Origin of the sequence: Collinsella aerofaciens, assembly GCF_040910245.1 — a bacterium.
GTDB lineage: Bacteria > Actinomycetota > Coriobacteriia > Coriobacteriales > Coriobacteriaceae > Collinsella.
The window spans coordinates 1-26259 of record NZ_JBDGAY010000012.1; the positions used below are offsets into that span (position 1 = coordinate 1).

Annotated in this window: 17 protein-coding genes; 1 reads left to right on the forward strand and 16 read right to left on the reverse strand. The window is 60.9% G+C overall.

Features of this window, described 5'->3' with window-relative positions; genetic code table 11:
* Positions 1 to 96: 96 nt before the first annotated feature.
* The 10 genes from gatB to AB5Z20_RS05705 form a co-directional block, all read right to left on the reverse strand.
* The gene (gene gatB, locus AB5Z20_RS05660) at positions 97 to 1773 is read right to left on the reverse strand and encodes an Asp-tRNA(Asn)/Glu-tRNA(Gln) amidotransferase subunit GatB (RefSeq protein ID WP_196022184.1); all 1677 of its coding nucleotides are present in this window, start codon (positions 1771 to 1773) and stop codon (positions 97 to 99) included.
* Positions 1773 to 3287: an Asp-tRNA(Asn)/Glu-tRNA(Gln) amidotransferase subunit GatA gene (gatA, locus tag AB5Z20_RS05665; protein WP_368156638.1), complete on the reverse strand. Its 1515-nt coding sequence runs from the start codon at positions 3285 to 3287 to the stop codon at positions 1773 to 1775. Before gatA ends, gatB begins: the two co-directional genes overlap by 1 nt.
* Positions 3287 to 3598 carry an Asp-tRNA(Asn)/Glu-tRNA(Gln) amidotransferase subunit GatC gene (gatC, locus tag AB5Z20_RS05670; protein WP_055250987.1) on the reverse strand — a complete coding sequence of 104 codons (312 nt, stop codon included), beginning with the start codon at positions 3596 to 3598 and terminating at the stop codon, positions 3287 to 3289. Before gatC ends, gatA begins: the two co-directional genes overlap by 1 nt.
* A gap of 275 nt (positions 3599 to 3873) precedes the next feature.
* On the reverse strand, positions 3874 to 4791 hold the full coding sequence (locus AB5Z20_RS05675) for a class C sortase (protein ID WP_346972819.1): 918 nt from the start codon (positions 4789 to 4791) through the stop codon (positions 3874 to 3876).
* A gap of 132 nt (positions 4792 to 4923) precedes the next feature.
* Positions 4924 to 5697: a hypothetical protein gene (locus tag AB5Z20_RS05680; RefSeq protein WP_271760640.1), complete on the reverse strand. Its 774-nt coding sequence runs from the start codon at positions 5695 to 5697 to the stop codon at positions 4924 to 4926.
* Positions 5679 to 6647 (reverse strand): hypothetical protein, encoded by a 969-nt coding sequence (locus AB5Z20_RS05685; RefSeq protein ID WP_271760638.1) that lies wholly within the window; start codon positions 6645 to 6647, stop codon positions 5679 to 5681. The genes AB5Z20_RS05680 and AB5Z20_RS05685 overlap by 19 nt, the downstream gene beginning before the upstream one ends.
* Positions 6648 to 7160: 513 nt before the next feature.
* Entirely contained in the window at positions 7161 to 8969 is a 1809-nt protein-coding gene (locus tag AB5Z20_RS05690) for a SpaA isopeptide-forming pilin-related protein (RefSeq protein WP_271760636.1), read from the reverse strand.
* Between the two features lie 114 nt (positions 8970 to 9083).
* The gene (locus AB5Z20_RS05695) at positions 9084 to 10754 is read right to left on the reverse strand and encodes a SpaA isopeptide-forming pilin-related protein (protein WP_271760634.1); all 1671 of its coding nucleotides are present in this window, start codon (positions 10752 to 10754) and stop codon (positions 9084 to 9086) included.
* Positions 10747 to 14052, reverse strand: a complete 3306-nt coding sequence (locus tag AB5Z20_RS05700) for a SpaA isopeptide-forming pilin-related protein (RefSeq protein WP_368156641.1) — start codon at positions 14050 to 14052, stop codon at positions 10747 to 10749. Before AB5Z20_RS05700 ends, AB5Z20_RS05695 begins: the two co-directional genes overlap by 8 nt.
* 451 nt (positions 14053 to 14503) lie before the next feature.
* Positions 14504 to 15325 carry an HAD family hydrolase gene (locus tag AB5Z20_RS05705; RefSeq protein WP_138114150.1) on the reverse strand — a complete coding sequence of 274 codons (822 nt, stop codon included), beginning with the start codon at positions 15323 to 15325 and terminating at the stop codon, positions 14504 to 14506.
* Between the two features lie 328 nt (positions 15326 to 15653).
* On the opposite strand from AB5Z20_RS05705, the gene AB5Z20_RS05710 reads away from it, so the two are divergent.
* Positions 15654 to 16973 (forward strand): IS256 family transposase, encoded by a 1320-nt coding sequence (locus AB5Z20_RS05710; RefSeq protein WP_254668681.1) that lies wholly within the window; start codon positions 15654 to 15656, stop codon positions 16971 to 16973.
* A 77-nt stretch (positions 16974 to 17050) separates the two neighbouring features.
* On the opposite strand, the gene AB5Z20_RS05715 is transcribed toward AB5Z20_RS05710, so the two are convergent.
* The 6 genes from AB5Z20_RS05715 to AB5Z20_RS05740 form a co-directional block, all read right to left on the reverse strand.
* On the reverse strand, positions 17051 to 18331 hold the full coding sequence (locus tag AB5Z20_RS05715; RefSeq protein ID WP_175406115.1) for an MFS transporter: 1281 nt from the start codon (positions 18329 to 18331) through the stop codon (positions 17051 to 17053).
* Between the two features lie 288 nt (positions 18332 to 18619).
* Entirely contained in the window at positions 18620 to 19921 is a 1302-nt protein-coding gene (gene mobB, locus AB5Z20_RS05720; RefSeq protein WP_138114143.1) for a molybdopterin-guanine dinucleotide biosynthesis protein B, read from the reverse strand.
* Between the two features lie 4 nt (positions 19922 to 19925).
* On the reverse strand, positions 19926 to 20981 hold the full coding sequence (moaA, locus tag AB5Z20_RS05725) for a GTP 3',8-cyclase MoaA (protein ID WP_271760628.1): 1056 nt from the start codon (positions 20979 to 20981) through the stop codon (positions 19926 to 19928).
* A 235-nt stretch (positions 20982 to 21216) separates the two neighbouring features.
* Complete coding sequence (locus AB5Z20_RS05730) at positions 21217 to 22254, reverse strand: hypothetical protein (protein ID WP_138114140.1); 1038 nt, start codon at positions 22252 to 22254, stop codon at positions 21217 to 21219.
* Positions 22255 to 22467: 213 nt separating this feature from the next.
* The gene (locus tag AB5Z20_RS05735) at positions 22468 to 24366 is read right to left on the reverse strand and encodes an ABC transporter ATP-binding protein (RefSeq protein WP_270225558.1); all 1899 of its coding nucleotides are present in this window, start codon (positions 24364 to 24366) and stop codon (positions 22468 to 22470) included.
* Positions 24359 to 26188 (reverse strand): ABC transporter ATP-binding protein, encoded by a 1830-nt coding sequence (locus AB5Z20_RS05740; RefSeq protein WP_138114134.1) that lies wholly within the window; start codon positions 26186 to 26188, stop codon positions 24359 to 24361. The genes AB5Z20_RS05735 and AB5Z20_RS05740 overlap by 8 nt, the downstream gene beginning before the upstream one ends.
* Positions 26189 to 26259 lie beyond the last annotated feature (71 nt).

Here is a 26259-nt window from a genome sequence, read left to right on the forward strand (position 1 = left end):
ACAGTCCTGACTCACGACGGAGGCGTCACTGGCGCCTCCTGTTCGTGCGGAACTCATTGAGAGGCAAGGCCCTGCGCCCGGCCCCTCGGTTCCCGCTTACGAGAGCGACGTTCTCAGCAACTCGTTGAAGAGCTTCGGGTTGCCCTTGCCGCGGCTCGCCTTCATGCACTGGCCCACCAAAAAGCCGATGACCTTCTGGTTGCCGTCACGATACTGCTGCGCCTGCTCGGCACAGTTTGCCAGCACCTCGTCCACAATCGGCTGCAGCGCACCGGCATCGCTCACCTGACGCATACCACGCTCGTCGACGATCTTGTTGGGGTCGTCGCCGGTCTGGGCCATGGCCTCAAAGACCTCGTGCGCCTGGTTGGAGCTGATAGCATCGGTCGCCAGCAGCTTAGCCAGCGCCGCAACCTGAGCCGGCGCGATACCGGACTCGGTCAGCGACACGCCCGCGCCCTTAAGATAGGCGATCATCTCGTTCACCAGCAAGTTTGCAACCGTCTGGGCCTCCTTGCCAGCCATACCGGCAGCGGCGGCCTCAAAAAACTCGGCAAACTCGGGGTCGCCGGCAATCTGCTCGGCGTCGGCCGCCTTAATGCCAAAGTCGGCCTCAAAACGGACGCGCTTGGCATCGGGCAGCTCGGGGATCTCGCCACGGCAGCGGTCGATGAACTCGTCGTCCAGATCGAACGGCGCCAGATCGGGGTCGGGGAACAGACGATAGTCGTCTGCCGTTTCCTTCACACGCATGACCACGGTGCGCTTGCGACTGGGCTCCCAGTGGCGGGTCTCCTGATAGATGATGCCGCCCTCCTCGAGCACCTCGGCCTGGCGGCAGATCTCGTAGGCAAGGCCATCGTGCAGGCTCTTAAACGAGTTGAGGTTCTTGAGCTCGGTCTTGGTGCCCAACTTGGTCTCGCCGCGGCGGCGCAGCGACACGTTGCCGTCGCAGCGCATGGAACCCTTCTCCATGGAGCAGTCCGAAATGCCCAGCGTCACAAAGATGCGACGGAGCTTCTCCATAAACAGACGCGCTTCCTCGGGCGTGCGCAAGTCGGGCTCGGTGACGAGCTCGATCAGCGGCGTGCCGCAGCGGTTGTAGTCGACGAGCGACTCGGCCGCGGCGGTAATGCGGCCCTCGGCACCGCCCACGTGCACCATCTTGGCGGCGTCCTCCTCCATGTGGATGCGCAGGATGCGGATGGGCACCGTGTAGGAACCGTCCTCGCGACGCTCGGGCATCTGCAGGTTGGACGCGTCATAGCTGGCCAGGTGGCCGGCGCGCTGGTTGCCTTCGCGCATGGTCGACGTCATGGACGTGGACAGGCCCTCGGCGTTGGCCGAGGCGCTCGCCAGGCTCTGGGCCTCGGCCTCGCCAAACGCGCAGTCGGGGCGCTCGGCGGCACCGCGACCGGTCACGTCCAGGTCCAGGTGACCGTACATGGCAAAGGCGACCGGACCCTGCGTGGTCTGGAAGTTCTTGGCCATATCGGGATAGAAGTAGTGCTTGCGGTAGAACATCGAGTGGCGCTGGATCTCGCAGTTGGTGGCAAGGCCGGCCTTGACGATGCTCTCGATGGCGCGCTTGTTAGGCACCGGCAGGGCGCCGGGCAAGCCCAGGCACACCGGACACACGTTGGCGTTGGGCTCGTCATCGTGGCTGAGCTTACAGTTGCAGAACATCTTGGTGTCGAGTGCGGTGAGCTCGGTATGGATCTCCAGGCCGATCACGGCCTCCCAATCCTGCAGGACCTCGGAAAGCTCCTTCATTACAGCTCGCCTCCCTTCCCGGCAAAATCGGGCGCGACGGAAAGCGCGGGCGCGCCCGTGGCGGCATCGGCAAAGCCGCGCTCCAGGGCGCGGGCAAACGTGAGCAGCTGACGGTCCTTAAAGGCAGGCCCCACCAGCTGGGCAGAAACGGGCAGCTGAGTATCCTCGCCCAGACCCAGCGGCACCGAGATACCACCGTTGCCGCAAATGTTGAGCGAGATGGTGTACAGGTCGGAGAGGTACATCTGCGTGGGGTCGCTGATCTCGCCAAACTTAAAGGCCGTGCGCGGCGAGGCGGGCATGAGGATGGTGTCCACCTTGGCATACGCGGCGTCGTAGTCCTGCGTGATGAGCGTGCGGGCCTTTTGCGCAGCGTAGTAGTACTTGTCGTACACGCCCGAGCTCAGCAGGTAGGCGCCGAGCATCTGACGGCGCTTGGCCTCGGCGCCAAAGCCGTGGGCGCGCGACAGCGAGCTCTGGTCGGACAGGTTGGCGCAGCCCTCCTCCTGGTAGCCGTAGCGAATGCCGTCGAAGCGCGCCAGGTTGGAGAACGCCTCGGCCGGACCGATGACGTAGTAGGCGGCGATAGCGGCGTCTAGGTGCGGCAGGTCGACCTCGACCAGCTCGGCACCCTGGTTCTGCAGCTCCTGGGCGGCGCGCTGGACAGCAGTCTTGACCTCGGGCGTCAGGCCCTCGGCCTCCATAAACGCAGGGATAATGCCCACGCGCTTGCCCTCGATGCTGTCGTTGAGATGCTCAGTAAAGTCGACGGCGCAATCCTGGCTGGTGCAGTCGTACGGATCGCGGCCCGCGCCGGTAAGCGCGTTCATGGCCAGCGCGACATCCTCGACCGTGCGGCCAAAGGGTCCCACCTGGTCGAGCGACGAGCCAAAGGCAACCACGCCGTAACGGCTCACGGCGCCGTACGTGGGCTTAAAGCCCACCACGCCGCACAGCGACGCCGGCTGGCGAATGGAGCCGCCGGTGTCCGAGCCCAGCGAGAGCACGACCTCGCCCGCGGCGACGGCGGCGGCGGAGCCGCCCGAGGAGCCGCCGGGCACGCGCTCGGTATCCCAGGGGTTGTTGGTGCGGTGGAACGCCGAGCTCTCGGTGGAGCTGCCAAAGGCAAACTCGTCCATGTTGGCCTTGCCCATGGGCAGGCAGCCGGCATCGAGCATGCGCTGGACGCAGGTGGCGGTGTAGACGCTCTGGTAGTTCTCGAGCATGCGGGAAGCGCAGGTGGTGCGCGTGCCCACAAGGTTCATGTTGTCCTTGATGGCCAGCGGCACGCCCGCGAGCGGAGGCAGCGGCTTGCCTGCGGCACGGTCGGCATCCACGCGCGCAGCGGCCTCGAGCGCAAGCTCGGGCGCCACCTGCAGGAATGCCTGGACCCCGCCTTCGCACGCCTCGATGGCGACAAGGGAGGCCTGGGCCACCTCGGTAGCGGTAAAGTCGCCGGCGGCAACGCCCGCGGCGATCCGGGCGGCGGTAAGGGAATCGAAGCTCTGCGCCATTACTCGCTCTCCCCCTCTCCCAAAATGGACGGCACGCGGAAGTAGCGGTCGCGCGCGCTGCCGGCGTTTTCAAGCGCGACGTCGAGCGGCAGATCGCGCTCGGGCTCGCGCAGGTCATCGCCCATCACGTTGGACAGGCTTCCGATAGGATGGAACGTGGGCTCCACGTCGGGCAAGTCATATTGCAAGACGGGCTCGAGCATCTGGACGGCGTCGTTCATGTAGGACGTCATCTGGGTGAGCTCGTCATCGGTCAGTGCGATCTTTGCGTACTCGGCGATGCCGCGCACGTCTTTCTCGCTGAGTGCCATAGGCGCTCCCTTCCGCATAACAGATAAACCGCTCTAGTATACAAGGCAACGCCGCTTGGAGCAGGTGCTTTACCCAAATGCAGCGAAAACGTAACGAGGACGGCGAACGCGGTCCGGCAGCTCTGCAGCGAAAACCGCATAGCTCACAACACAAACCATCACAACATTCGACGCTTATCGCCAAAATCGAAATTTTCATCGAATGTTGTGATGGTTTGGAACCCCCGACCACCACAAAGGTGCCTGTCCCCATTGTGGTGGTTCTGGAGAATGTCTTATGCCGAGGCCTTGGCCTTGCGGCGCTTGCGGACCGCGTGGACCACGATGTCCAGCAGCAACAGCACAATGGCTACGACCACGATGAGCACGGCAAACTCGCGCTTGCCCCAGTGGCGACCGGCCAGCGACTTTTGCTTGTCGACGTCCTTCTTGTTGTACTTGGTGCGCACGCAGTGCACCAGCAGGCGATGGTCGTTTACGCCGTAGGGCGTGCAGGTGACAAGCGTCACCTTGTCGGCGCCGGGCTCGATGGTCAGCGACTCCATCTCCTCGGGCAGCACCACCTCGGAGTCCACCATCTTGTAGGCGAGCGTCTTGTTCATGGTGTGAAGCAGCACCAGGTCGCCGGGCTCCAGCGAGTGGATGTCGTCGAACATGCTCAGGTTGCGCATGCCCGAGTGCGCGGTGAGCACGCAATGCGTCGAGGTGCCGCCCACCGGCAGGCTCGTGCCCTCCAGGTGGCCGACGCCCGCCATGAGGACTTCTTCGCTCGTGCCGTGGTAGATGGGCATGCTCACGTCGATGGAGGGGATCTCGACCCAGCTCATCATGGGGTCGCGGTCAAAGATGAGCTGCTGGGCGTAGGGCTCGATCTGGTCGGCGGGGAGCTCGGTGGCCTCGCCCGCCAGCTGCTCGTTAAAGGAGCGCGCCTGGAGCAGGATGCGCTCGCGCTCCTCGGCAGACAGCGCGTCCACGGTGCTGGACACCGTGCTGATCTGGTTGAACACGCCCGAGGCCTCGAGCCGGTCCAAGATCCACGGCCAGGTCATAAGGCCCACGCCAATAAGGATGATGACGATGGTGATGAGCCGGTCGGCCCAGCGCGGCAGCCGCTTGCGGCGGCGCTTGGGCTTTGGTTGAGGTTTGGGCTGAGGGCTTGAGCCACCGTTGGCCGCGGCGTTATCGCTCTTCATGTGTTTGGCACCCTGCGCCATCGCCGATCACTCCTTTACAGCTCAAGTTGTCTAAACAAATAATAGCCGATTCGCGAGCCCCTACCCCGGACAACGCAGCCAGACTGCATTATCCGGACTACCTAACCTCGCTCAACCAATCAGGCCATATGTTGCTTTCATCGTCTCGACTAGCTGTGTCGTCGTTACGCCCGCAACCCCGATCTGCTTCAGATTGATGTCACTCGCCTCACAGTCTTTAACAAACGCAAGCATATCGTCCTTCAGCTCTTCGACTAGGTTGACACCCGCCGACTCACCAAGCAGCTGAGCAAGCCTCAGCGCATCGCGTTTATGCTTTTTGACCTTCCTCGAGTCAACGTTCTCCCCGGCTTCCCTTCTAGCTTTTAGGTCGAGATACGCCTTCGCTTTGAACGGGACAATGTATTCCGTATCCAGGACCGAAACACCGTCTACTGTCCGAATTCCCTGAAGAAACAAGCTGTAGTAGGCATCGTCCAACAAAATAGCCGAAAGACTGCTTATGTTTTCATCAACGTGAATTGGCGTCACATCAACTCCCTCACGACCCTTTAGAAAGTCGGGGCACTTCGCGAAGAGCTCGATCATATGGGGATAACCCGGCCTCTTTGGTTCCGTAAACCGATAAAAACACGAGGCTTCGCTTTCACCCCAGCCGCAGCGGTAGCCGCCATCACGCACCAAGGTCCATATGGCTTCGGCCGTCTGAGGCAACCGGTCATCGGCGACAATGACCACATCAAAATCGTGGGTCGCCCTAAACGAAAGTCCCGCCTCCGCGAGCAAAATGTCGCATGCTGTGCCGCCGATAAGGGCATACGACCCTTCAGCTTCCTGCATATGCTGCCGAAATACCTGGAGACCTTCTACAGCGCTTCCTGCCATGGATATTCCTTTCCAAACATGTGATCGAGTTCGAGCTGAATTCGTTCATCGTCGATTGCCGCCAAAGATAGCGCAAGTGAGATGTCGTCGATACGGGAGGAGTCGGCAAACACGGGCGCATAGCGCCACACTTGGATCATCGCCGTTTCGTTATCCGGCAGCTCCCCGTCTGCGACTTCAAGGTCGCTCAGTTCACGCCATGTACTTCTTAAGACGGCCTTTTGCTCCATGCCCGGCGCAGCGAGCATCGAACGCACAGCGAGCGCCGTCTCCCCAGCGTCAGCAAGACCGTCAACCCGCGGCGTCTTCCTAGCAAAAAAGACCTTCGAGACAGGCGAAGAGAGCTCCGCCATGTGCTCACTGAGCAGAAGATCAACGGCCACGGGGAACACAATGACACGCCGTTCGCGCCGCTCGCGCCTTGCGAGCCCCCTGTCTACAAGCTCGGTTACGGCCTCACTCGCGCGGCTTGCCGAAATCCCAAGCGCACGACAAAGGTCATCGGAATGATATGACTCCTGCCCTGCTCCCCAGATTGCGGCAGCCTGCGCGTTGGATGACATCTTGGTCGCGCGATTATGAAATCTAGTGCCGCCCCTCTCCGTGCAGGCCGCGCCCATAAATGGAAGAAAGGCCTGTCTACCAGGGCAAACAAAGGGGATTCCTTGTGCGACCAATGCCTTGCGCTGGCGCGCATCGGCATCAGGAAACGAAACGACGACAGGAGCCTCCGCACGCAAGGCTAGCTGGCTATAGACTCTCTTAGCCTCGGGAAGCCCAACGCCAGTAGGCAAACTTGCAAGCAAAAAAGAAAAACCGTTTGCGTCAACGGCGCGGATCTCAATCGACCGCAGATGCAGCGGCAAGCGTGCGGATCCAGGCCAAGTTTTAGCCTTGGCGGAGAGGCCTAGTGCTTCTTGTAAGTAGGTAAGCGCTTCGTTCATTTCCATCTTTTTCGCTTAGTTCCAGTTTATATTGGAATTATACATAATTTTCGGAAATAACAAGATTTCTATCAGGCATAGGCCCGTATTTGAGTTTTCAAAAAGTCGCGAATCGACAGAGTGATTCGGGATACAATAGCTACAGGAAACGACGCATCCCGCGTAAGTGATCGAAAGCGCGGGCGGCCTAGTTTTCTGGTTTTGTTAAATGCCCGGGCCTCTAACCCCGGGCATTCTTATTTGCGCTTGTTGCGGCGCAAATGCCTTCTACCGTCCGCACCGCGCGAGCGCCTACGGACCTTAAACCGAACCTCATACGAGTCAAGAAACGCGATGACGGATGAGTCCGCACCGGACGGTAAAGGCTGCCTGTGTTGTCCAAAAAGAACGGGGCAAACTCCAGCGCGGAGTCTGCCCCGAAAAGAGAGTGGCAAAGCAAGAACGTCGATGGACGAGAAAAGTGTCCGCAAGTCTCATGACCATCACATCCCACCTGCCAAAGGGATGGGCGAGTGAGTGTTACTCCTGCTCGGACTCCTCAGCCTGCTTACGGCTGCGGATGAGGTGCGCCACGCCAATGCACAGCACCGCGCCACCAGCGATCCAAGTGAAGGTCACGCCGTTGAGGCCGGTCAGCGGGAGGCCAGAACCCTTCTTGTTCTTGATGGTGAGGGGAATCATGGTCGTGGGCGCGTTATCTTCAATCGTGGCAGTGACCATATCGGAACCAGGAGTCACGCTGAGCTTTTTAAGCGTGCCGTCTGTATTGAATTCAGGCGTCACCGTGATTTCGAAGTCGGCGATGGTGTTGTAGCCCGCAGGCGTCTTGCTCTCGGAAATCAGGTATGTGCCCGCAACAAGCCCGGGAATAGAGACCTTGTTGCCCGCCCCCTCGGTTTCAAACGTATAGGCGTCGTTTACGTTGTCGCTGAAGCTGCCGTCTTGCTTCAACCATTTTTCAACTTTTTTATTGGACCCTTCCGTGATCATTTTGACCTTAAACCCCGCAACGAGTTTGGCGTTAGCGTTGTTCGGGTCAGTCTTAGTTACATCGAGACCAAAGACGTAGTCAGTGACCTTGTCCGACTTAGAAGTGCCCTTATCATTAGTCACGGGATTGTTGGAATAGACAAGCTTGACCTCATTGGTGTTACCGGTGGTCGTGTATTCGGCATCGCTGGTGAGCTGAGCTTTGTAGGTCACGACGACCGTGGAGTCTTTGTCGACAGTGATTGCAGCGCCGTTCTCGCCCTTGACGGCCTTGAGGTCATCGAACTTGACTGTAAGGAGCTCGCTGTTCTTGACGGTATCCTGCGCCGCAGCGACGTTCGCGCTGAACCCGGACTTGACCTCGGTCTTGGCCTTGGTTTTGCCGTCGACGATGTAGACGTGGAGGCCCTCGGGGGCGTTGTTCTCGCCCTTGATAACGATGAGGCCCTTGCTCAGCGTATCTTGGAATTCATAGTAATACGTACCGTACGAGGCAATATTATCTGCAACGCTACCGGTCAGCCTGTAGTCAATTTCCTGTCCGATCCAAGCATCGCCGCTGTTCTTCCAGTAGCTCTCTTCAGCATCGGCAGCATCCTTACCTGCAGTGTCGTCGAGAATCTTTTTGTCGACCCTGGGGATACTGGTCTTCTCGGTAACGACCACGGGATCACCGCCAACAATCGCGAAGATCGGAGAGGTGCCAGTGTTCGGCTTGGCCTGATTCGTAAGACCATCAGACACGAAGAGATAATAGCCATCACCGTAAAGGCCAGCTTCATTAGTGTTCGGGCGCGTCCACGGAGTACCTGCGTTAAGGGGATCTCCCGCAGCGGTCTCCGCCTTAACACCTTGCTTCATGCCTGAAACCGCAGCCGCAATTTCATAAAGCACATCGCCGGGGGCAACACGCGTACCGTCGCTGCTGGATGCAGTGCTGGCAGTGCCATTCACATTTTGAGAAAGCCACTCAGCCACAACAGAAGCTGAAGCATTCTTATCGAGCTTCTGGGTGGGGTCTTTCTTCACGAGTTCCTGATACTCAGCAGATCCCTTAATGGCGACAATCACCTTGGAGCCGATAGCATCATTTGCCCATTCAATATCAGAAGCAACCTTGCCATTGTCTTTCTCGTCAACGACTTTTGCCTTGAAGATCTGATAGGCCTTGAACGTATTGCCTTGGTTATCCTCGGCAACCTTATTGATGGTGATGCTGTTATTCGGAGCCGCCACATCCTCAGCAAACGCCATCGTGACGGGCGCCATAACTCCGCCGAAGCTCAGCGCTGCTGTGAGGCCGGCGGTTACTGCCAGGCGGGCGATGTTCTTGCTCATGCTCATCTTCTTTTCCTCTGCTTTCTGCTTGAATTCCATTTGATCTAAATCTGTCTGTCTGTGTCTTAGCATCTGCTTCGCTACGTCTCGCCCCGCTCTCTGCGGGGCTGCCAGCTACTCTTTATGGCTGCCACCTCCCCGCTTGACCAGGAGCGCGACCACGATGAGCGCGGCTCCGGTGACCGCTGCGGCGGCCGCGGCGTACATTGCCATATCGCCAGTCGAGGGCATAAAGCCTCCGGTGGTAATGCTAGGGGGTGTGCCGGTGGGCGTGTTAATGAGCGACGCCTCCAGGCTGCCCGTCGACCCGTCCGCGCTGTCGGCGCGCAGGGGCGACTCGGCCGTGATGGTGAGCTTGGGCTTGGCGGCGGCCACCTGGTCGACGTCCAGGCCCTCGGCCTTGACCGTCACGGAGCGCGTACCCTCAAAGGCGGTGTAGCCCTTGGGCGCCTTGAGCTCGCGGACCTCCAGCTTGCCCGAGTCCACGCCCGAGACGGTCACGCGGCCGTCCTCGCCCGTGGTGACGGTGGCCTTGCCCTCCGCATCCCACGTACCGTCGGCCGCCAGTGTGCGACCGCGATCGTCGGCGATGCTCAGGACCGCCCCGGCAAGCGGCTTGTCGCCGTCGCTGCCGCGCTTGGTAAGCGCGAGATCCCAGGTGTAGGCCGTCGCGTCATCGCTCGGCGTGCGGGTGAAGCCGGCGTCGCCGGACTGGTCGGACAAGGGAGAGCGCGGGTAGCGCAGGTAGACCTCGTTGGGGTTGCCCTTGGCGATGCCGTGGTTGCAGCCGCTGGCGAGCGGCGCGTTGTACACAGCGACCACGCGGGCGCCCGCGGTAAAGGCTTCGGTCCCGCCGAGCGCGGCGATGAGGTCGCCGGTGCGCACGGTGAAGGTCTTGCCGTCGGCCGCTACCTTGGTGGCGCACTGGGCCGTGATGTCGGTCCAGCCCTTCGCGGGCTCGGTGCCGGCGCGGCCGTCCCTGCCGGCCGAGACGGCGTCGAAGCCGCCGTCCGCACCCGCCGCCACGTACACGCGCATGCTCGCGGCCACCTTGGAGGGGTCGAGCCCCGCGCTCATGGTGTCGACGAACCGCACCGCGTAGGTGTCGTAGGCCGTGAGCCCCGCCGGGACCGTGGCCGAGAGGCGCCAGTACAGGTCGTCGGCGACCGTGGCGTCGGCGGCCTTCTGCCAGGCGGCGGTGCCGTCCTCCAGCACGTGCTTGGACACCTTGGGCGTCGCCGCCTTGGGCTTGACGGTGACGGCGCTGCCGCCCACCAGGGCCATGATCGGCGCGGTGCCGACCTCGCCTTGGGCGATGGCGTCGTCGTCGGCGACGATGAGCCAGTAGCCGCAGTGCAGCTCGGCCGCCGTACCCGCGTTAAGGGCCACGAACACGGCGCCAGAGCTCTGGAGGGAACGAGCGAGCTGTGCGCTCAGCGCGCTCGTAAGGTGGGAATCGGTGTTGAGCCACTCGGCAGCTTCCTGCGCGGTGGTCTGGGAATTGGGCATGCCGGCGCTGTGCAGCACAGGCAGTGCGGCGTCGCGCGCGGCGTCGCTTGCCCAGGTGAGGTCGGTGGCGATCTTGGCGTCGCTGTCGCCGTCGACGACGTTGGCGCTAAAGATCTGGTAGGCGTCGTAGCTGCTCGCCACGGTGCCGCTCACCGTGATGGAACCGGTCGAGGTCGGCGCGGCCTGCGCGGAAGCGGGGAACACAACCGCGCAGGTGCCGACCACGAGGGCAAGCAGCGCAAACAAGATCGGGAAGGAGCAAACTTTCTTATTCACGACGCTCACCTCCCTTCGCATTCGCCTTGCGACGAATGTGCATCCAGGCTGCAGCAGCGCAAAGCACCGCCGTGCCGGCAAGGTACGTCAGAGTGACGCCCGACATACCAGAAAGGGGCAAAGAGGTGAAGTAGGTGTTGGTGAAGGTGGAGGCGGGAATGGCGTCGGGCGCGGCGGCGGAGGGTTCAACCACGACGCCCTGCCCGTTCTCGCCAAGGGTGTTGCCCATGTCGTCCTTCATCTGCGTAACGGTGGTAGAGGTGGTAAGACCGGTGTACTTGCCAGTGGTCTCATTCATGACGGCCTTCACCGTGACGGCAACCTGGTACTCGGCCTTGGAGTAGCGGAGCTTATCGATGGCACCGGTGGTAGGCGCGACCTCCTTCACCGTGTAGGTGTAGGTCCTGGCGTAGTCATCCGCCGTACCGGGGGTATCGGACAGGTGCGACTTGTTGAACGTCATGGCGCCAAAGGTCGCCGTGATGTTGTTGGGCTTGGCGGCGTCGGTCTCCCCTGCTGCGGGTGCAATGGAGAGGTCTGCCGGGTTAGGAATGGGCACGTTGGTTGCGTAATCCCCCGTAGCCTCGATGTTGAAGTCGAACGCAACGTATTTCCCGCTGGAATCCTTCGGCCAGTCCGTATTACGGACGGACTTAGTCACCGGGATTTCCACGGACGTGGTGGTGAGAGAATCGGAGATGTACGTAGTGCCCTCAACAATGCTCGGTTTCTTTCCCTCGGTCCACGCAATGGAACCGTCCGCCTTGGACACCGTGAACTCGTAGGTTGTCTGGTTCAGCTCGTAGCCAAACGGCGCCTGGGTCTCCGTGAGCGTGTACGTGCCCGGCAGCAGACCCTCGAGCTTGAACTTGCCATCGGCGGGATCAGAATCTGCCCACTTGTTGCTGACAGCTTCCGCATTCGTATCGTTATCAATCACAGTCAGGGATGCAGCGTCCGGAATTTCGGCACCATCGGCATCCTTTACCTTGGTAAGCGCCCACTCGGAACCAGCCAAAGGAGTGTGTCCCGTGTCGCTCTCCTCAACCTTGGTCCAAGACACCGTACCGGTGATCTTGGTGTTGGAGATGGCGCCCGTGGTGTTGGAATCATCGAATGAAACGAGCTTATTTCCGTTCACCGTGTCCACATGACCCTGAACATAGTTCACCTGCTCGCCGGTGTTGTTCATGGTTGCGTAGTAGATGGTGTCCGACTTCTGATAACCAGCCGGCGCCTTGACCTCGCGAATGTAGTACGTGAAGTAGTCTTTATCGTTGGGATCGCCAATTTTGGCCTTCTGATTCAAATAGTTGAACTGAAGCTCGCCATCATCCGAAGAGTAATCATTGGCACCGCCATCCGTTACCGTAACGATGGGATACGTTTCATTCTTGGCATCATCGACAGTGCCGTATATCGTCCACGAGGAACCAGAAAGCGGCGTCATGCCGTCCGCAGCGTCGACCTTGCTCCACGCAATGGCAGAGCCGTCCGGTGTATACGACCCAGACCACGGGAAGTTGTGACGCTCCTGATCCATATCGATGACGGAAGCCGAGTTACCCTCGAGATTTGTGAAGTTGTACGCGATCTTAGGGTTGTTCATCATGAAATCTTCGCCCACGTACACACGACCGTTGGTGGTCACATGGTCGTCGAAGCTTCCGTTGGGAACGAGAATCGATCCGAGCATAGCAGCGGCGGGGTCATCGTCGGTCCACTTGCCGTCCCCGCCGCCATTGCCCCAGTCGCTTCTACCCTCGCCCGCAATGCCACCACGGATGGTGAGGCTCGTGGTATCGACAAAATTCCACATGATGGACTGGGAGGCCAGCGAGTATTTCGCGCGAAGGTCTTTATCGGCGTTACTCTCATAACCGCGAGATATTTCTGTATCGCCCCACCAGAAGCGCCAGCCATTGTGGAACTCGACAGGACCAGCACCTGTAACGTTCACGACAATGGATGCGCCTTCGGGGACATTGGTGAACTTAAAGTCGACGCCGCGGTAGTAGACGCCATCCTTCAAGTTGGAGAGCTCGGAACCGGCAATGGTGAAGACCTGTTGCATAGAAGTTCCATCGCCGGTAAAGGTGATAAGTCGCTCGGTGTTGCAAATCTTATAGTTCGGGATTCTGGTATCAAGCGCACCGGAAACAGACTTCTCACTACCATCGAAAGTGAGTGTATAGCTTGTTCCCTTGTTATCGTACTTGTTGATTGCGTAGCTGTTGTCGCTAATTGCGGAACCATCCGTAACTGTGCCGGTATTTGCAAACGAGGCGAGCTGTTTCGATAGCTTCGAGAGGTATCCATCTGCACCGTTGTAGCTCGAATAATCGTTACCGTTAACATTAGTCAAATCAACATTTTGATTGAACAGGTCGCTCTTCAGAGCATCCGAGCCCTCGAACCAATTACCTTGCTTTTTCACGACAGACTGGCGCCCGTTGTTAGCATTCGAATCCCAATAGGAATAGGTAATGGGACCGGCGATCTGCGCGGTATAGTCATAGCCAGGGTGGGAGTCAGTCTTTGTCGCCTTGCCGACCCAAGCACCCTTGGTCCAAGCACCAACCGTCGCAGCATCTGAGGTCGTTCCCTGACCGGTATTCATGTTCTCAATCAAGCTGTTTATGCCGGCGACCGCAAGCACCGTGCTTCCCTCCCTGGGACGAAACTGCGATCCAAAACCAACGGTGCCGAAACGGAAGCCCTGGCCGCCCCAACTCTCCTTGATAGGATTCATGGCCAGTTTGCCGTGGACCACGGTAAGGCCCTCCGCCTCAGCGGCATATGAGCCGGTGGGGGCGTTATTCGCATCAAGAGTGCTAATTTTGTTCGGCTTACCACCGATGTACATGTCGCGGCCGACGTAGGTGGCCACGCCGGGATCGGGGGTGGAGATATCGATATTCGTACCGATACCGATAGACGTGGGAACATAAATTCCCTTCTCCACGGTGGCCGTCGCTCTCGCTGAAGCCGCATTCGCACTCTGAGCCTGCTCAACACTATTTGAAGAGCCAGCCTCGCCGCCATCGGTCTCGTTGCTATTCTGGTTTTCGGCATCCTCGCTGGTGTTATCTACAGCAGCGGACTCACTTGAGGAACCCCCCCCCGTTACAGTTTCCTCGGTAGAAACTGTCTGGGTGTCGTTGGCGATGGCCTGCGAGATCGGGGGCATAACGAGCGACAGTACCAGGCTCAAAACGGAAGCTCCGCACAAAACACCTGCTAGTACACGATGTGCCGTTTTATTGTTCTGCTTAGATTTATCTGAATTTGCTGTCATCGATGTCTCCTCCCCAAGAGACCGCGATCTTGCTCTTTCACGAATTAACCTTGAGCGCGCAACCTATAATTGCTCGCTCTCGTTATGCATATTATTACTTATTGTTTAAACAATGAAAAGCCAGATTCTATCAATTTCTTTTCTCAGAGTCTTTGTTCTTGACATTTATTCAAATTATGCAGTATTATTTGATTTTTCAGTTTTAGAAACCAGCAGGTAGAATCGTTGGCAAATATAGATACATGACACTCTGTTGTTATTTGTACAACATTTTGTTTTAACCCACTCAATCTGTGAACGGTCGACATTTGGCTGTGAGTGGTCGTTTGTTCTCCGCGTCGATTCGCCTCGGGACAAAAAAGCGTCCCGGCAATCGGTTGCCGGGACGCCTGATCGAACCACCACAAAGGTGCCTGTCCCCTTCGTGGTGGTTTTTGTCCAGCGCGCAGTGCTACAGCAGGTGCTCCTGGATAAAGATCGCGATACCGTCTTCGTCGTTGCTCGCGGTTACAAAGTCGGCCGCGGCACGGGTGGCGTCGCTGCCGTTTGCCATGGCCACGCCCACGCCGGCGTCGGCCACCATGCCGGCATCGTTGTCCGCATCGCCGAACACGCAAATGTTCTGGAGCCCCATGTCATTGAGCTCCGCGACGCGCAGCAGGCCGCGCGTCTTGGACACGCGCGGATCCATGAACTCGTAGAGCCGCTGCGTGGTCTGCAGGGCTGCCGCCTTAACAGTGTTATCGGCAAACGTCGACGCCCGCTCAATCACCCGCGGCATTACCTCGGGCGCCATGGTAAACATCACCTTGGGCTGCGGCTCGCGTAAGAACTCGGCAAAGTCGACCACCTGGTAGGGCACGCCATCGACGCGCGACAGGTGCTCGACGCACGCGTTGCTCTCGGGCACGTAGAACACGCCGTCTCGGGGGCAGACGGGCGTTGCCGGAAGGTCCGCCATGTGCTTGCAGATGCGCGCGATGGTCTCGCCCGGCAGCGGATAGCTCAGCTCGTTGATGTCGTGCGCGCGGTCGATGACCTCGGCGCCACCGCAGCCCACGAGCACGTCCACCAGGCCTTCGATGCCCCAGAGCTCGTACATGGCCTCGGTCGCGTGGGCGTCACGCCCGGTGCACAGGCCAAACAGCACGCCGCGCTCGCGCAGGGCGCGAATCGTCGCCACGGTGCGCGGGGACACCGTGTGCCGGCTCGTGAGCAGCGTACCGTCGATATCGCAAAACACGGCTTTGGTGTGGCTGAAGGTTGTGTCCATGGGGGCCTTTCTGGGTTGTGCGGCGGTGTGGGGTGTATTTGCAAACGGCGTACATGGTATACCAAGGCACAGGCGCGGCCCGTCAAAGCAAAAACCACCACAAAGGTGCCTGGCCCCTTTGCGGTGATCGCGGCGTCTACGGGCCAAACCATCACAACATTCGACGTTTTTCGGCAAAATCGCGATTTTCATCGAATGTTGTGGTAGCGCGCAGAGATGTGGTGTAAGAGGCGGGGCATGCCCCGCCTCTTCTCTTTCTTGAAAGGGAGGGGACACCGCCTAGAATTCGTCGTTGGAGTAATGAAGGTGACGAATGGAAGGAAAGGCGATGCCCCAAGAAGAGAGTGTACTGCGCCTCGGCCGCGACGAGGCCCTCGAGGCGGCGAGGCTTTGGCAGGAGTGCGGCGACGCGCGCGAGTTCGCGTGCAGGGTGCTGGGCGGCGTGATGAACGCGCTGATGGACTCCGAGGCCCAGCAGATGTGCGGCGCGAGCCGCAACGAGCGCAGCGACGGCAGGGAGAACAGCCGCAACGGCTACCGCCCCAGGTCGCTCAAGACCGCCGTGGGCGACGTGGAGCTCGAGATACCCAAGCTCAGGCACGGCACCTACTACCCCGAGGGCATGCTCGCGCGATGGTCGCGCGTCGACACCTCGGTGGCCGCCATCGTGCAGGAGATGTACGTGTGCGGCGTGTCCACCCGCAAGGTCGAGCGCGTGGCGTCCAAGCTGGGCATATCCTCGCTGTCGAGCTCGGAGGTCTCGAGCCCCTGCTCCGACCTCGACGCCGAGGTGGCGGAGTTCCGCAGCCGCGACCTTTCGGGCACGCCGTGCTGCTACCTGTGGCTCGACGCCACCTACATGAGCTGCAGGGTCGGCTCGTCGGTCGTCTCGCAGGGCGTCGTGACCGCGATCGGGCTGGGCGCCGACGGGCGCAAGCACTTCCTGGGCTGCGACGTGGTCGACACCGAGAGCGAGGACTCCTGGGCGGCATTCCTCGGCGGGCTGCGCGAGCGCGGGCTGGCCGGCGTTCGCCTCGTGGTCTCCGACAGCCACGCCGGGCTCGTGGCCGCCGTCTCGCGCCTGTTCCAGGGCTGCGCCTGGCAGCGCTGCGTGACGCACCTGCAGCGCAACCTCCAGAGCGCCTGCTCGGGCAGGCCCGAGGACTCCAAGGCGGCCGTCAGGGACCTCGTGCACGCCGCGGTCTACCAGGACGACCCCGACCTCGCGCGCTGCGTGTGGGCCGAGGCGGCGCCCTGGGTGGCGTCGGTGTCCGCCAGGGCCGGCGAGGTCTTCGAGCGGGCCGAGGACTCCGCGCTGGCGTTCACGGCCTTCCCCAGGGCGCACTGGGCCAAGCTCCGCACCAACAACGTCCAGGAGCGCGCCAACCGCGAGATCAAGCGCCGCTACAGGGTCGTGCAGTCCTTCCCCTCGAGGGAGTCGATGCTGCGCCTGACGTGCGCGAGCCTCATGGAGACCGAGGGGCAGTGGTCCCAGCAGCGCGTGTTCTCCGAGGCCTCGGCCGCCGAGGGCTTCGCCGAGCCCGCGGACAGGCCGGCCCCGACGGAGGGGAGGCGCCGCGCGCTCGGGCGGCGCGCCAGGGAGATAGTGGACGAGATAGTCGAGAAGCGCGGTCTCAAGAAGGAGTAACATCGGGACTTGCAGCGACGGACCTCAGGACACTCTTACACCACGTCTGCGCGCGCGACCAATGTTGTGATGGTTTTTTACCGCTTTACGGCACGATCCAAGTGATTGCGTCCAAACAGCAGCAATGCAGCGGGAACCGCCGTCACGGCCATGCCCGCCCCCACGAGTGTCTGTTGTACGCCAAATTTTGCCGCCAGCCACGGTGCAACCGCCAGAGGGGCCACGCCGGCGAACATATTGCCAAAGCCCATGACCGAATTGACGCGGCCAAGCTGCTCGAGCGGAGCCGTCGTTTGCACGATGGTGTTGTGGAGCGGGTTGACGACACCCCAAGCTATGCCCAGGGCGATCTGGCCGACGAGGGCCACGCCCACGTACGGCGTCCCCACATAGAGCAGGCTTCCCAGGCCCACGGACATAAGCGCCACGAGCAGCGTTTTAAGGTTGACCAGGTGCGGCGGCAAGCGGAGCGCGAGCACGGCACCCAGCACCGCGCCCACGCCCGAAGCCGACGAGAGCCAGCCCATCCACTCAACGCCGACGCGTAGGACATCGCGATAGAAAAACGACTCGAGCGGATCGAAGGCTCCGTAGCCAAAGTTCGAGAGAAAAATAATGCAGAAAAGTAGCGCGAGGACGCTGTTGGTGAAGACTGTCTTGATGCTGGCTGCGAAGGTGGCGCGGGCGGACGTGCTGGGGTTGGAGCTTTGTCCCGCACGCTCCCCTTCCTCTGTCGAATCGGCATCCGCATGCCCGGCGACATGGCTGGTCTGCGGCCTAAAGCCCCAACCGACGACGAACGCCAGCACGGTAAAGAGCATCATAAGCACGAACACCGCACGCGACGACGCAGCCGCCGCGACAAAGCCGCCCAGCGTGGGACCAACGATGATACTCACGTTTGAAAACATGGCGATGGCGGAGTTGATGTCTTTGAGCTCGACAGGATCGTCGGTGAGGTAAGCCGGATAGGATGTGGCGATGGGCTGGGCGAATCCCATCGTAAAGCCCAGAAACACCGCGCCGAGCAGGACGACGCCGGTCGCGCTACCAAAGGCGATGATTGCCGTGCCAGTTGCGAGCGTGCCGACGATGCTCAGCAAGAAATGGCGGCGCGGACCCCATGCGTCGAGCGCAGCGCCGCCCGCAAAGGATCCCAGGATCACGAAAACGTTCATGAACAGGACGGCCAGCGATGTCGCGACGACCGAGGCATCGTCCGCATAGGTAAGCGTTCCGATGACGCCGATAAAGTAGCTGGTCTGAAACCCGGTGTAGATGAGAAAGCGCATCGCTACCAGGCGCTTGGCCTGCATGGACAGCGAAGGTTGAGGTTTTGAGAGAAGAGATGCGAGCATGGAGACTCCTTGTTTCATACGAATACGGGCGGTGGGTATTCGCCACCGTCTGTCAAATCAATCTATCCGCATGAAACATTAAGGACGCATCAGGACCCTTCTCTCCGTTTTTCGCTCAGTATGAACTACTTGGTAGATTGTAAGGCATGTCCCAACCATCTACCAAAGCAAAACCACCACAAAGGTGCCTGGCCCCCTTTGTGGTGGAAATGACGTTTGCCCAGATAAAACCTGCCAAAACAAACCTGTCCCTTTTTGGCAGGTTATGGCAGCGCAGCGAGCCGGCCCTTAAAGGTGATCTTGGATAAGATCACAGATGGCTCGGGCGTCGTTGATGTTGATGGCTCGGGTCGCAAAGCCGGCGTCGAAGGCCTGACGTGCCAGGGCTTCGTTGCAGGCAAGGGCCAGCGTGTGACCGTCGACCAGGTCGAGCGAGCTCTTGCCGCGCAGACGGTCGACACCGGAGCGCGCGACCACGATGTTGTCGAAGCCCTCGGTCTTGTAGCCCTCGATGATCACCACGTCGACATCGTTGTAGCGCGACAGCAGCTCGCGCGCGGGCATCTCGTCCTCCTCGCGCGTATCGGCGTACTCCGCCCAGCGCGTGGCGCAGATGAGTCCCACGTGCTTGGATCCGGCCTGGTGATGGCGCCACGTATCCTTAGCGGGCACATCGATATCAAAGCCATGATGCCCATGATGCTTGAGCGAACCCACGCGCAGGCCGCGGCGAGTGAGCTCGGCAATGACCTTCTCGACAAGTGTGGTCTTGCCCGAGTTTTGATAGCCGATAAACGCGATCGCAGGGACGGCCGGTGCCGGAGCTGCGGGCGCGACGGCGACGGATGCGCTCGCGGGTGCGGCACCGTCAGCGGCCACGGCCTCAACAGCAGCGGCCTGACGCTCTGCACGATTCCACACGCCCGAGCGGCCACCCTCCTTGTGCAACAGGCGCACGTCGACGATCTCCATGCCGCGATCGATGGCTTTGCACATGTCGTAGATCGTAAGGCATGCAGCGCTCGCTCCGGTCAGGGCCTCCATCTCGATACCCGTCTTGCCCGTCACGCCCGCCGTAACCAGTACGTGAAAGCCAACCTGCCCGTCCGTGCGCGCCGGTGCCCAGCCCTCGGGCACGTCCTCAGCCGGCGTCCCCGCCGGAGCGATGGGCGCAATGTCGCACTTGCTCTTGGTAATGAGCAACGGATGGCACATGGGGATGATGTCACTCGTGCGCTTGATGGCCATGATGCCCGCCACACGCGCGCAGGCAAGCACGTCGCCCTTTTTGGCGCGGTCCTGCAGCACCATGGCCTGCGTCTCGGGGTGCATGAGGATGGTGCCCTCGGCGATAGCAATGCGATGGGTCTCGGCCTTGTCTGACACGTCGACCATGCGCACCTCACCCCTGGCGTCCACGTGCGTCAGCTCGTCGCGACGGGCGTCGCGGGCGGGCTCGGTGGCAGCACTGGCAGTCGGCTGTGCGGACGCGTCGGCGTTACCAGCATTCGCCGCAGCCGTGCCTTTGTGGGCAGACATCGCGGCCCTGCGAGCGGCCTTGGTGGCATCGGCGTACCTGCTCTTGGCCATATGATCATCCTCCGATTTGGGACATAAATCGTTGCGTGCCCTCAATTATCGCGTGTTCCTGCGGTTTGTGGGCCACGGCATCGCGCCAAATCGAAAGTACCTGCATATCATCACCACGGCGCAGGGCGTCGCGCACCGAATACTCGGCATCACTGAACAGGCACGGACGCACGTTGCCATCGGCCGTCAGGCGCAGACGGTTGCAATTCGCACAAAAATGGTTGGACATGGCGCTAATGAAACCGACCGTTCCCGTCGCGCCAGGAAAGTGCCAATAGCGCGCAGGGCCCGCGCCGGCAGGAGCGTCGTTGATGCCGAGCGGCTCGAGCTCGCCCAGCCCCGCCGCGGCTGCCCCGGCATTGATGCGCGCCCGCAACTCGTCACTCGGCACGGTGTCGCTCGCGTCCCACAGCTCGGGATTGAGCGCGGGCGCGTGAGGGTCTACAGCACAATGTGAGCTCGTACGTTCGTCGCCAATGGGCATGTATTCGATAAAGCGCAGGTGGATGGGGCGGTCGACGGTCAGCCGTGCAAGGGCCGCCACATCCTGGTTGAGTCGGCGCACCACAACGCAGTTGACCTTAACGGGTTCAAAGCCCCAAGCCAGCGCCGCGTCGATGCCAGCCATGGTCTGCTCGAGCCGACCCAGGCGCGTGATTTTTCCAAACAGCGTAGGGTCGAGTGTATCGAGCGAAATGTTGACGCGGTTAAGACCGGCGTCTTTGAGCTGCGGCGCCAACTTGGGCAGCAGGGCACCGTTGGTGGTGAGCGAGATGTCCTCGATCTGCGGAATCGCGCGGATGTCACGAATGAGCGGAATGATACGGCGGCTGACCAGCGGCTCGCCGCCCGTCAGGCGCACGCGGCGAATGCCCTCCCCCGCCACCAAGCGCACAAAGCGGGCGATTTCCTCGGCACTGAGCAGCTCGTCGTGTGCACGGGGCGCCACGCCATCGGCCGGCATGCAATAGATGCAGCGGAAATTGCACTTGTCGGTAACGGCAATGCGCAGGTAGTTGATGTCGCGGCCAAAGCCGTCATGTTGCACGTGCCCGTCCACGCGGCCCTCCCCTCACGCGGCGTTTTATTCTTCGGAAAACATAATACCCCACGAGAGAATTATGCCGACACCCGTACGACAGGACAGGTCGCTTCGAGCAAGACCGGCTTCCCAAGCCCATCCTCAGCATACAAACCATCACAACATTCGATGCTTTTCCCGTTTTTGGCGATAAACGTCGAATGTTGTGATGGCTTGCCTGCCCACGGCACCCCGTAGAAGGACCAAAACGCCCCTAAAGGCCGCCGTCCCAGTGTCGAATCACGAATTCTCGCAGGTCGTTTTGACGTTTCTGGAACGCTTCGCTTCGGTCGCACTTAAGGCCCATAGCGAGCGCGATAGCGTTCATCGCCCGGTGCAATTGCAGCTGGTGGGCAAACTGAGTCCCGGTGAGGACGATCATCCTAAAGCCCAGCGCGCTCAGCACGGCCATACGCTCCGCATCCGACGCGCTGCGCTGTTTATCAAGATGGTCCGAGCCGTTGTATTCAATCCCTGTACCGCTCGCAGGCGCATATACGTCGATCTCGAAATACCCGGCCTTTGCGAGATACTTGAACTCGTTGGGAACATCGACCCGATGGTTGAGCTCGATCTTGGCATATCCCAGCCCTCCCTGGGAACGTTTCGCGACGACCATGATTGCGGTGGCCGTCTCCATGGGCGATCGCGCGCCATCGTGCACGCGCTTGAGCACGGCGGCCGCGCGTTTCACGCCTCGACGCGAAGGATTCTGCTCGCAAAAAGCACGCAGGTCGGCGACGGCATATCGCTGCGAGGCCTCGACATAATCATCGCTCGACAGATGGTTAAGGTGATACCGAGCACACACTTCAAATCCGTACTCAAGCTGCTCGAGCTCGCTCATCCACGAGCCCGCCTGGACAAGGCATATGGCCTCATCAACCACCAGAAGACCCTCTGCCACCTCGATAAGATGATCCGAAGGTATGGGCGCCCCAAACACATGGCGTCGGAGACCCGCCGGCCGAGAGCGTTCAAAATCGAAGCTAACCAGCGTATCAATACGGCCGAGTTCCTCTTGAGGAATACCAAGTGAGACCAGATAGTCGGCGACAATCTCGACCGCTGCAGATATCCTCAATCCCTTGGCATCGAGCCCCAATTTGGGGAGGCTCGCAGTCGGCTCCACCTCGCCAGCAAATGAGCCTTCGTCGTATAGGCTGCTTGCCCGTGAGAGCGGCTCTAACGGGCGCGCCGCGTTGTGGTACAGCCAGGCAGTCTTATGGGACAGGACGATCGGCAAGTCCATGAGCTCTCCAATGGGTCGGATAACCAACCTTATTCCCCTGCTCACGGATTCGCACACTTCCACGTACAAGAAAGCATTCCACCCGTACGAGCGACAGAAAAACCGTCCCAAAAATCGATGCTTTTCTTCAATATCGAGAAAAACATCGATAATTGGGACGGTTTAGGGCGAGGTGAGAGGTCGGAGGGCCAGAGCAAGCCGCACTCCGACGGGTTAATCCAGCTCTTTTAAGCCATGCGCTAGCTGCCAGTACTCGCCGCGCTGGGCGAGCAATTCCTCGTGGGTGCCGCGCTCGATGATGCGGCCATGTTCGAGGACCATGATGGCGTCGGCGTCGCGGACGGTGGACAGGCGGTGCGCAATCATAAATGTGGTGCGGCCGCGCATGATGCGGTCCATGCCGCGCTCGATGAGCTTTTCGGTGCGCGTGTCGATGGAGCTTGTTGCCTCGTCCAGGATAAGCACCGGCGGGTCGGCCACGGCCACGCGCGCGATGGCGAGCAGCTGGCGCTGGCCCTGAGACAAGTTGGCGCCATCGGCCGTGACCGGTGTGTCGTAGCCTTGCGGCAGGCGACGGATAAACGAGTCGGCGCAGGCGGCCTCGGCGGCGGCACGCACCTCCTCGTCGGTCGCGTCGAGCTTGCCAAAGCGGATGTTCTGCGCAATGGTGCCGCTAAACAGGTGCGTATCCTGCAGCACAATGCCGAGCGACCCGCGCAAGCTGGCCTTGGCGATATGCTTGACGTCGATGCCGTCGTACGTAATCTCGCCGTCATCGACCTCATAGAAGCGGTTGATGAGGTTAGTGATGGTCGTCTTTCCGGCGCCCGTCGAGCCAACAAAGGCGATCTTTTGCCCCGGCTTGGCGAACAGGTTGAGATCCGTGAGCACGCGGGTGCCCGGCACGTAAGAAAAGTCCACGGCATGGAAGCGCACGTCGCCGGCGAGCGGGACCAGACCGGTAACAAGCTCGGTACCGTCGGCTGCCACCGCACGACCCGATTCACCAACGGCGGCCACATCGTGCAGATGTCCATACGTGCCCACACCCTGGCCCTCGGGAATCTTCCACGCCCACGCGGCGTCGCCCGTCTGCACCAGCTCCACGCAGCCCTCGTCCACCTCGGGCTTAAGGTCCATGGCGGCAAACAGGCGCTCGGCACCGGCCAGCGCGTTGAGTAAGAAGTTGCCCAGCTGCGTAAACTGGTTGATGGGCATGGCCGCCTGGCGCACAAAGACCAGGTAGCTCGCGAGTGCACCCACGTCGGCAAGTCCCTTGATGCAGAGCATGCCGCCCGCCACGGCGACGATGGCGTAGTTGACGTAGCCGATCACCACGGTCATGGGCACCATCGAGTTGGCGTAGGCCTGCGCGGCGCCACCGGTGCGGCGCAGCTCCTGGTTGCGCGCGTCAAAACCTGCCACGTTGGCCTGCTCGTGGTTGAAGACCTTGATGACCTTTTGGCCCGAGACCATCTCCTCGACATATCCATCCAAGTCGCCGAGCGATGCCTGCTGGGCGGCAAAAAAGCGCTTGGAGCGGATACCCGAGTAGCGCGCGTACAGCACGATGGCCGCGTCGCACACGAGCGTGATAATCGTGAGCTGCCAGTTGAGGATGATGAGCATGGCCGTGGTGCCGATCACCTGAATGCTCGCCTGAATCACGTTGGCAAAGCTGTTGTTGAGCGCCTCGGAGACGGTGTCGACGTCGTTGGTGAAAAAGCTCATGATGTCGCCCAAGCGCGTACTGTCGAAATAGCTGAGCGGCAGCGTCTGAATGTGCGCGAACAGGTCGCGACGGATGTCGGACACCACGCGTTGGGCCGCGCGCACCATGATCTGCGAGTAGCCTAGGGCCGAGAGCACGCCCGCGGCGTAGATGATCGCCGTTACGATGACCTGCTTGGTGAGCAGCTCCTCACCGCCCGTGGCCAGGCCGTTGACGATGGGGCGCACCATGTAGGTGCCGGCGAGGCTCGCGATGGCCGCGACGGAGGCAAGCATACCCACCGCCAGCAGCGAGAACTTGGCATGGCCCATGTAAGAGAGCAAACGGCGCACAGTGCGCTTGAGGTCGGCCGGGCGCGCTTGGGCTGCGGTCTTAGGCATGGCGCTCGCCCCCTTCCAAGGGTAATCTGCTGGGGACGGAGGAAAACGGATTATTCGCGCAGCCATCGTCGCTGCCGTCGCCGGCGTCTACGTTCCCCGCAAACTCCATCTGCGAGGCGTAAATCTCCTGGTAGATGTTGTCGCCCGCTAGCAGTTCCTCGTGCGTGCCCACGCCGTGGACACGACCGTCGTCCAGCACCACAATGCGATCGGCATCCATAACGCTCGCGATGCGCTGGGCGATGATGAGCACGGTCGTATCGGGGATCCGAGCGATGTGCTCGCGAATCTTAGCGTCGGTCGCCATATCGACCGCGCTGGTGGAGTCATCAAAAATGAGCACGCGCGGATGCTTGAGCAGCGTGCGCGCGATGCACAGACGTTGCTTCTGACCACCCGAGACACCGGCGCCGCCTTGGCCCAACTCGCCGTCCAGCCCGCCGATGCGATCAAGGAACTCGTCCACGCACGCTGCGCGGCAAGCCGCGAGGAGCTCATCGTCCGACGCCTGCGGATTGCCCCACTGCAGGTTCTCGCGCACGGTGCCCGTGAACAACACGTTCTTTTGCAGCACAATGCCCACGGCGTCGCGCAAGGCGACCAGGTCGTAGTCGCGCACGTCGTGTCCGCCCACAAGTACGACGCCCTCGGTGGCGTCGTACAGACGCGCAATCAGCTGCACAATCGAGCTCTTACCCGAGCCCGTGCCGCCGAGGATGCCCACCGTCGAGCCGCTCTCGACGCGAAGGTCGATATGCTCGAGCACATCCTCGGCTGCATCCGCGCGGTATTTAAAGGAAACGTCGCGAAACTCGACACTGCCGTCCGCTGGCGCCGCAGTCGCGAGGTCTCCCGCAGGGTTGGCGATAAAGGGCTCCTCATCGAGCACCCCTGCGATACGGCCCACACTCGTGAGAGCGCGCGTGAGCAGCAAAAACACGTTGGAAATCATCATGAGCGAGTTCATGATCAGCAGCACGTAGCTCATAAAGCCCGTGAGAGAGCCCACGCCCAGCTTGCCGGCGAGAATCATGCGGCCGCCAATCCACAGGATGGAGAGCGCAGCCACGTACATCGACAGCTGAAACACCGGCAGGTTGAGCACGGCGGTGCCGAAGGTCTTGGTCGCCGTGCCGGCGAGCTCGGTATTGACGGTGTCAAACTTGTCGCACTCGTGCTCGGCGCGCACGTAAGCCTTCACGGCGCGCACGGCGGTAAGGTCCTCTTGCACCACGCCGTTAAGGTGGTCCATCGAGGTCTGGAGTTGGCGGTAGAGCGGACTGACGCGATAGGTGATGACACCCAGCACGATTGCCAGCACGGGCAAGATGATCGCAAAGACGGTGGCGAGCGGGCGCGACAGCATCAGCGCGTAGATAAGGCCGACGATAAGCGTCACCGGGCCGCGCACCATAGGGCGAAAGCCGTTGCTCACAGCATTTTGGATAACGGTGATGTCCGTGGTCATGCGAGTGACGAGCGAGCTGGCGTCGTAGTTGTCCAGGTTACCAAAAGCGAGCGTCTGAATCTTTTTGTACTCGGCCTCGCGCAGGTTAGCGCCTAGGCCCGAGGCAACGCGGGCGGACGTGTGTGCATAACCCAAGCCCAGTACCAGCGAAAGCGCAGCGCACACCAACATGTACGCGCCCTGCAGCAGCATGTAGTTGATATCACCCGCAGGCACGCCCACATCGATGATGTTGGCCATGATGACCGGGATAAACAGCTCGAGCACCGTCTCGACCGACACAAAGAACACGCCGAGAATGGCATCGCGACGGTATGCCCCTAGATAAGAAAACAGTATTTTGAGATTGCGCACGCAGGTTCAACCCCCATCAAACGTTGTTCGCAAACGCACGTATTATTGCGCGCCGAATAATGGTGTCAAGT